Annotated in this window: 7 protein-coding genes and 1 pseudogene; 4 read left to right on the top strand and 4 right to left on the bottom strand. The window is 65.8% G+C overall.

Annotation, left to right across the window (positions count from 1 at the left end; all coding sequences use genetic code 11):
* Together EOA38_RS23105 and EOA38_RS40505 are read right to left on the bottom strand one after the other, a co-directional pair.
* Window positions 1-477 (bottom strand): DNA polymerase Y family protein (locus EOA38_RS23105; protein ID WP_145966036.1); only part of this gene is annotated, 477 nt, incomplete at its 3' end.
* The gene (locus tag EOA38_RS40505) at window positions 419-1,456 is read right to left on the bottom strand and encodes a hypothetical protein (RefSeq protein ID WP_127300330.1); all 1,038 of its coding nucleotides are present in this window, start codon (window positions 1,454-1,456) and stop codon (window positions 419-421) included. The genes EOA38_RS40505 and EOA38_RS23105, both read right to left, overlap by 59 nt.
* Window positions 1,457-1,639: 183 nt before the next feature.
* Between EOA38_RS40505 and EOA38_RS23115 the strand changes: the two genes are divergently transcribed.
* Complete coding sequence (locus EOA38_RS23115) at window positions 1,640-2,077, top strand: metallopeptidase family protein (RefSeq protein WP_126091122.1); 438 nt, start codon at window positions 1,640-1,642, stop codon at window positions 2,075-2,077.
* A 366-nt stretch (window positions 2,078-2,443) separates the two neighbouring features.
* Here the strand turns inward: EOA38_RS23115 and EOA38_RS23125 are convergent, their stop codons facing one another.
* Both EOA38_RS23125 and EOA38_RS23130 read right to left on the bottom strand, forming a co-directional pair.
* Complete coding sequence (locus EOA38_RS23125) at window positions 2,444-2,650, bottom strand: DUF1737 domain-containing protein (protein ID WP_126091123.1); 207 nt, start codon at window positions 2,648-2,650, stop codon at window positions 2,444-2,446.
* 144 nt (window positions 2,651-2,794) lie between these two features.
* Window positions 2,795-3,676 carry a CoA ester lyase gene (locus tag EOA38_RS23130; RefSeq protein ID WP_127300331.1) on the bottom strand — a complete coding sequence of 294 codons (882 nt, stop codon included), beginning with the start codon at window positions 3,674-3,676 and terminating at the stop codon, window positions 2,795-2,797.
* 461 nt (window positions 3,677-4,137) lie between these two features.
* On the opposite strand from EOA38_RS23130, the gene EOA38_RS23135 reads away from it, so the two are divergent.
* From EOA38_RS23135 to EOA38_RS23145, 3 genes and pseudogenes are all read left to right on the top strand, one after another.
* The gene (locus tag EOA38_RS23135) at window positions 4,138-4,836 is read left to right on the top strand and encodes a response regulator transcription factor (protein ID WP_127300332.1); all 699 of its coding nucleotides are present in this window, start codon (window positions 4,138-4,140) and stop codon (window positions 4,834-4,836) included.
* Window positions 4,824-5,858 (top strand): annotated as a pseudogene (locus EOA38_RS23140) (histidine kinase dimerization/phospho-acceptor domain-containing protein); the annotation flags it as partial. The gene EOA38_RS23135 and the pseudogene EOA38_RS23140, both read left to right, overlap by 13 nt.
* Before the next feature lie 86 nt (window positions 5,859-5,944).
* A partial coding sequence (locus EOA38_RS23145) for an FAD-binding oxidoreductase (protein ID WP_145966037.1) occupies window positions 5,945-7,048 on the top strand: 1,104 nt, incomplete at its 3' end.

The following is a 7,048-nucleotide window of genomic DNA, read 5'->3' on the forward strand; positions in this document are numbered from 1 at the left end:
TTCGAGGCTGAGGCGGGTTGCCGGCGCGATGCGCAGCGGCGAAAGCGGCGGGGGCGCAAGCAGCGCCTCCTCCTCGCCGAAGGCTACGATGCGGTCGCCATGGAAGCGCGCCGCCGCCCAGGCGGCCCCCGGCGTGGAAGCAAGGCCGGCGCGGACGTCGAAACCCTGCTGGAAGAAGCGGGTGAGGATCTCGTCCTGCATGGCGCGCTCGCCGCCGAACAGATGCGTGCAGCCGGTGACGTCGAGGAACAGTCCGTCCTCGCCATCGATCGCCACCAGCGGCGTGTAGCGGTCGCACCAGTCGGCAAGGCCCTCGAGCAGGCGGCGGTCGGCTTCCGCGTCGGCCTCCACCACGTCGATCGAAGGATGCATGGCGCGCGCGTCGGCAATGCCCATGCCGCGCTTCAATTTGAGCGCCTCAGCCCGCTCGTCGAGGGCCGCGATGCGCTGGGCGTTGCTGTCGCGATGGCTGATCACAAGTGGTGGGTGAGGCGGGGGCAGGTGATGCGACGGCCGGGAACGCCAGGACCGCCCCAGACGCTGGCGCAGGATCCGCTCCGCGCACAGGTACGGGAACCACAGCGACAGGATTCTCTGCCCGCTCTTCCTGGGGCCTTCTTTCCGCAAAAGCGTGCTCATCGGGGTTCCACTCCAGTGTGAATTGTCCGGGCAGGGCCGTGCGGCTCTTGCCGATATCGACGGTGAAGGCGGGGCGGCCGATCGAGCCGGCGAGCGGGCCGGCGACCGTCTTGCGGCTCGCCGCCGGCGCTGCCGAGACGACGAGGCGCACCGGCGCGGCGGTGGGCTCGGCCTCGCCGGCCTGGCGCAAAAGCAGCACCGGCCGGCCGGCATTCTGAGCCCGGGCGTGCAGGCGGCGCGTGGCGGTGAGGTCGAGAAGCCGCGGGCTGCCGCGGATCTCGAGCATGACGGCGGCGAAGGCCGTCATGCGGGCGGCCTCCTCGGCGATCCACAGCGCGTCCAAGAGCTTCGGCGCTTCGGAAAACAGCAATTGCTCCGGCTCGATGCCGAAGAGGGCATGGAGCCCGCTCGCATAGGGAAAGCCGGCCTCGCGGAAGATCTCGGCGGTGCCGACCCAGAGGATCGGCAGGCCCTGCTTTTCTCTGAGGATCAGGCTGGCGAGCGACAGCGCGAAGCCGGCGACGGCACCGGCATCGCGGGTCTCCAACCCATGGATTTCGCTGAGCGCCGCCTTCGGCAGGCCGCCGCCGAGGGCTGTGTCGAGGCGTTCGATGCCGGTGTGCAGGAAGGCATCCTGCGGCGCCACGGCGAGGCCACGCCGGACGATGTTGGTCCCGGGGGTGATGTCCAATCCGGCGGCATCGATGGACGCGCTCCGCGCCGGCGCTTCCAGGCGCTCGGGCAGCGTTCCCTCGATCTTCGCGATCTGGCGGCGCAGGGCAAAAACAGTGTCCCGCGCCACGGCGCTCATCGCCATGACGTTCACTTCCGGCAGCAATTGTTCCTGTTATGTTCTTATAGATTCCAGAGGGCCTTGAAAGAGTCAAGCGGAGTCACAAGGAATTTATTCCTTTGCCCTTTGCCCTCCAAGTAGCCTGCCTGCCGGCTCATTTGCCTCAATCGGCGCGAAAGCCTATATGCCGGGATCAAAGGAAACCTTATGGCCCGCATCTACAAGACCCGCACCTGGCACGATCAGCTCTCGCCATCGATGGAGGAAATGGAGCTTCTGGCGCTGGAGGCCTATGCCCATCTGCCGGAAGAGTTCCGCCAGCTCACCGGCGACATCGTCATCCAGATCGCCGATTTTCCGACGGACGAGATCATGGACGACCTGTCGCTGGAAACGCCCTTCGACCTGCTCGGCCTGTTCGAGGGGCGCGGCATCGCCGAGCGCTGGAACCCGCAGACCGGCGAAGGACCGAACCGCATCACGCTCTATCGCCGCGCCATCCTCGACTACTGGGCCGAGAATGACGAGACGCTGGGCGACATCGTCACCCATGTGCTGATCCACGAGATCGGCCACCATTTCGGCCTGTCAGACGACGACATGGAGCGGATCGAGGAAGCGGCCGAACAGACGGCGGCGGGGTGAACACCCTTCGTCCTAGGGCAGAGCGACGCGAAGCGGAGCGCAGACCTAGGATCCTGTGCCTCAGAACGCCACTGCAGTGTAGAAATCCGAAATGCTGGCGGGACAGCACCCCCCTCTGTCCTGCCGGACATCTCCCCCGCAAGGGGGGAGATTGGCAGCCTCGTCGGCGGCGCTCTTCCTCCAACGTAGGCGATTGGCGAAAGCGGCAGTGACGTCTGATCTCCCCCCTTGCGGGGGAGATGGCCGGCAGGCCAGAGGGGGGTGTGAAGGAACGCGGCGTCACAGTTCCTTTTCTTATCGCCTAATCTCAAGGCTTTCGATCCTTGCTCCGCCTTAGGACGAAGTGAGAGGGGCGCCGCTCCATCCCTACCAATCGCCGAGCTTGGTGTCGGCGGTGTATTCCTGGCCTTCGACGTCCTTTACCACGGCCTGGCCGCAGCGCATCGACTTGGTCGTCTTGTCATAGGCATAGGTCGGCGAGCCGAACAGGTGCCAGCCCTTGTTAAGGGCAGCCGTCACCTTGTGGCAGAAGGTGGCGTCGTCCGGACCGGACAGAAAGCGGTAAAGTTTCATGTTTTCGACCCTGTCATGACCAATGTCTGTCTATGAACTATGAACGTCGCCCGCTGCACTTTTGGGCGACATTCTATTCCTTTGTTTTGACGCAACTCCGGACGGAAAACCGCTACGCACTTTTCCTGGAATTGCTCCAGCGCATCATGCGCCGATGATTGCGGCCTTCGCCAGAAGTTTCTCGGCCTCGGCCAGATGCAGCCGCTCGACCATGCGGCCGTCCAGCGCAATGACGCCCTTGCCGGCATTTTCGGGCCGCGAGAACGCATCCCGGATCGCGCGCGCCACGGCCAGCGCCTCCGGCGCCGGCGAAAAGGCGCGGTTCGCCGGCTCGATCTGGGCGGGGTGGATCAGCGACTTGCCATCAAAACCCATGGCGGCGGCCTCGGCGCATTCGCGGGCAAAGCCGTCGAGGTCGCGGAAATCATTGGCGACGCCGTCGATCACGTCGAGGCCGCCGGCGCGGGCGGCGAGCACAAGCTGCATCAGCCAAGGCATGAGATAACGCCGGTCGGGCGTTGCCAAAATGCCCGTCGCTTTCACCAGGTCGTTCGTTCCGGCAACGAAACAAGCCAAGCGGGAAGCCGGGTCGCGACCAAGTTCGGCGATGGGGCCGATGTTGAGCAGCGCCTTGGGCGTTTCGATCATCGCCCACAGCTTCACCGTGTCGGGCGCGAAATTGTCGTCGAGCAGGTCGCCGGCCTCGAGGATGTCGCGCGGTGTGCCGATCTTGGGCAGGAGAATACCGTCCGGCCCGGCCTTGGCGACGGCCAGCAGGTCGTCGATGCCCCATTCGGATCCGAGCGGATTGATGCGAACCACAATCTCGCAGCGCCGCTGCGGACGCGCGGCGAGGATGCCTGCAACTTTGTCGCGGGCTGAAACCTTGTCGGCGGGCGCGACGCCATCCTCGAGGTCGATGATCACGGCATCGCAGGCAAGCGAGGCGATCTTGGCGAGCGCCCGCTCGTTGGAGGCGGGCATGTAAAGCACCGAGCGGCGCGGGCGGTAGGGGTCACTGGTCATGATCGATCTATGCCGATTGGAGCGGGGCGAGGCAAGGCGCGGAGTAATCTCCCCCCTCGAGGGGGGAGATAGCGCCAGCGCCCTGCACGAAAACTGCAAATCCTTGCGGAAAACCTCCTCCAATCCGCCCCGCGCTTTCCGCAGCCGCCGGCGAAACGGGCGGCATGCGAACACTTCACAAATCCCGCTGGTCCCTGCCCCGGCGCCTCCGCAACGAAGGCTGGTGGCTCGCCGAGCCGCAAAGGGTTCGCCCCACGGCGACGTTGCTGGCCTTTGTGCCGAGATCGCGGCGGATCGTTCGGAAGGCCAGGAAAGCCCGGCCATGACGGGCGCGCGCCGCCCGGGAAAACCGGTGCGCCTGGAATTTTCGCGACTGGCAATTGCGCCGCCGCACTCTCGACAAGCGCGGCGCGCTTGCTAATCCTGCCGTCACCAAACCCCATTCGCCGGACCTTTGATCCATGCCACACAATATCCTCGTCGCCGACGACGATCCGCATATCCGCGAGATCATCTGCTTCGCGCTGGAAAAGGCCGGCATGAAGACGGCTGCCGTGGCCGACGGCGCCGCCGCGCTGCAGGCCGTCGAGCGCCGCGCGCCCGACCTCATCGTGCTCGACATCGGCATGCCGGAGATGGACGGGCTGGAAGTGTGCCGGCGGCTCCGGCAACGCTCCGACGTGCCGGTGCTGTTCCTGTCGGCGCGCGACGAAGAAATCGACCGCATCCTGGGGCTGGAGATGGGCGGCGACGACTATGTGACGAAGCCGTTCAGCCCGCGCGAGCTGGTCGCCCGCGTCAACGTCATCCTGCGGCGCGCCCGCCCGGTGGCGGTGGAGGAAGAAGCGGACGGCCGGCAGTTCGCGCATGGCAAGCTCATGCTGGTGCCGGCCAGCCATGCGGGGAGTTTTGAAGGCAAGCCGCTCACCTTAACGGCGATCGAGTTCGCGATTCTGAAAGGCTTTCTCGCCCGGCCGCAGCATGTGCTTGGCCGCGACGTGGTGATGGCCAACGCCTATGCCTCCAACATCCACGTCTCGGAACGCACCGTCGACAGCCATATCCGCAACATCCGCGCCAAGCTGGCGGCGGTCGGCTGCGTGGATGCAATCGCGACCGTGCATGGCGTCGGCTTCCGGCTCGGCCGATGCGGTGGTTGAGCAAGGAAAGATGGCGGCCGCGGCTCGCCACCGTCGTCGTCGCCATCCTGATCGTGGTGATGGCGCTGCCGCTTGTCGGGCTGTTCTTCTTCCGGCTCTATGAGAACCAGCTGATCCGCCAGACCGAGGGCGAGCTCATCGCGCAGGGCGCGGTCGTCGCAGCAGTTTATGCCGACGCTGTGCGCGCGGCCGACATTGCCCCGGAACGGTTGGGGGCGCCGATCTCGGCTGATCCTGCAAGGGACAGCAACTATCCCTACCAGCCGATCGAGCCGCAGCTCGATCTGGCTTCCGATGATGTCATGCCGTCGCGGCCGGCGGCGCTTCCGGCGACCGCCGATCCGGCCTTCGCCGCGATCGGTGCGCGGCTTAACGGCATCCTCGACGAGACGCAGAAGACGACGCTCGCCGGCTTTCGCCTGCTTGATCCGCATGGCGTGGTCATTGCCGGCGGCGACGAATTGGGCTTGTCGCTCGGCAAGGTCGAGGAGGTAGGGAGGGCGCTCTCCGGCGTCTATGCCAGCGAGCTCCGCTTAAGGATCCCCGACCAGCCGCCGCCGCCGCTCTATTCGGTGAGCCGCGGCACCAAGGTGCGCGTCTTCGTCGCCCTGCCGGTCGAGGTCGAAGGCCGAGTCGCCGGCGTGGTCTATCTGTCGCGGACGCCGAACAACATCGTCAAGCATCTCTATGGCGAGCGCGGCAAGGTCACGCTTGCGGCAATCGCGATTCTCGGCGGCACGCTGCTGATCGCGCTGGTGTTCATCCGCACCGTCAGCCGGCCGATCTATGCGCTGATCGAGCGGACAAAGCGCATCGCCGCCGGCGATCGCGAGGCGATCAGGCCGCTCGATCATCACGGCACGCGCGAGATGGCGGAATTGTCGGCCGCTTTCCTCGACATGGCGCAAAAACTGCAGGCGCGCTCCGACAGCATCCAGACCTTCGCCACCCATGTCTCGCACGAGCTGAAATCGCCGCTGACGGCGATCCAGGGCGCTGCGGAGCTTCTCAGGGACTCCGGCGGGACAGGCTGGTTGACAGCGAGCGCGGCACGCGCTTCGAGATCAATTTGCCGGTCGCGTGAGGACCGGGTGGATCGGAGAAAGAAGTGCGCTACGACATCATCATCATCGGCGGAGCCATCGTCGGTTCCTCGGTCGCCTACTATCTGCGCGAAGAGGGCTTTACCGGCTCCATCGCGCTGATCGAGCGCGATCCGCAATTCTCCCATGCGGCGACGACGCTGTCCTGCGCCTCCATCCGCCAGCAATTCTCGATCCCGGAAAACATCCGCCTGTCGCAGTTCACGCTGAAACTGTTCCGGCGGCTGAAGGAGACTTTCGGCGCCGATGCCGACATCGGTTTTCGCGAAGGCGGTTATCTGATCCTCGCCGGCGAGGCCGGGCTGCCGATTCTGAAGGCCAACCACGAGGCGCAGATCGCCGAGGGCGCCGATATCGTGCTGGAGGACGCCGACCAACTCACGCGCCGCTTCCCCTGGCTGTCGGCCGAGGGTATTTCAGCCGGTGCCTATGGCCGCAGCGGCGAAGGCTGGTTCGACGCGCATGCGATGCTGACGCTGTTCCGCAAGGCGCTGCGCGAGAAAAACATCGACTTCATCACCGCCTCGGTCACCGGCATTGCGCGCGAAGGCAATCGCGTCGCGAGCGTGAGCCTCGACAATGGCGAGGCGCTTGAAGCCGGCATTATTGTCAACGCCGCCGGCCCGAACGCCGGCAAGGTCGCCGCTTTTGCCGGGCTCGAGCTGCCGGTCGAGCCGCGCAAGCGCAACGTCTTCGTCTTCGAGGCGCGCGAGAAATACGCCGACATGCCGCTGCTGGTCGATCCCTCCGGCATCTATGTGCGGCCGGAAGGCTCGGTCTACATCACCGGCGGCGCCGAACCGGAGGAAGGCGATCACGCACCCAATCCCAAAGATTTCGAGGTCGAGTGGCCGCTGTTCGAAGAGGTGATCTGGCCGGTACTCGCCACCCGCATCCCCGCCTTCGAGGCGATCAAGCCGACGCGCGCCTGGGTCGGGCATTACGATTACAACACGCTCGACCAGAACGCGGTGATCGGGCCGCATCCGGAGGTCGAAAACTTCCTCTTCGCCAACGGCTTCTCCGGCCACGGCCTGCAGCAGGCGCCGGCGGTCGGCAAGGCGCTCTCCGAGCTCATCGTCCATGGCGAGTATCGCACGATCGACTGC

It is taken from the genome of Mesorhizobium sp. M1E.F.Ca.ET.041.01.1.1 (assembly GCF_003997355.1).
GTDB lineage: Bacteria > Pseudomonadota > Alphaproteobacteria > Rhizobiales > Rhizobiaceae > Mesorhizobium.

Excerpts from the sequence above, each read along its gene's own strand:
- EOA38_RS40505 (WP_127300330.1), bottom strand. The coding sequence starts at position 1,456 with ATGGCGATGAGCGCCGTGGCGCGGGACACTGTTTTTGCCCTGCGCCGC.
- EOA38_RS23115 (WP_126091122.1), top strand. The coding sequence starts at position 1,640 with ATGGCCCGCATCTACAAGACCCGCACCTGGCACGATCAGCTCTCGCCA.
- EOA38_RS23125 (WP_126091123.1), bottom strand. The coding sequence starts at position 2,650 with ATGAAACTTTACCGCTTTCTGTCCGGTCCGGACGACGCCACCTTCTGC.
- EOA38_RS23130 (WP_127300331.1), bottom strand. The coding sequence starts at position 3,676 with ATGACCAGTGACCCCTACCGCCCGCGCCGCTCGGTGCTTTACATGCCC.
- EOA38_RS23135 (WP_127300332.1), top strand. The coding sequence starts at position 4,138 with ATGCCACACAATATCCTCGTCGCCGACGACGATCCGCATATCCGCGAG.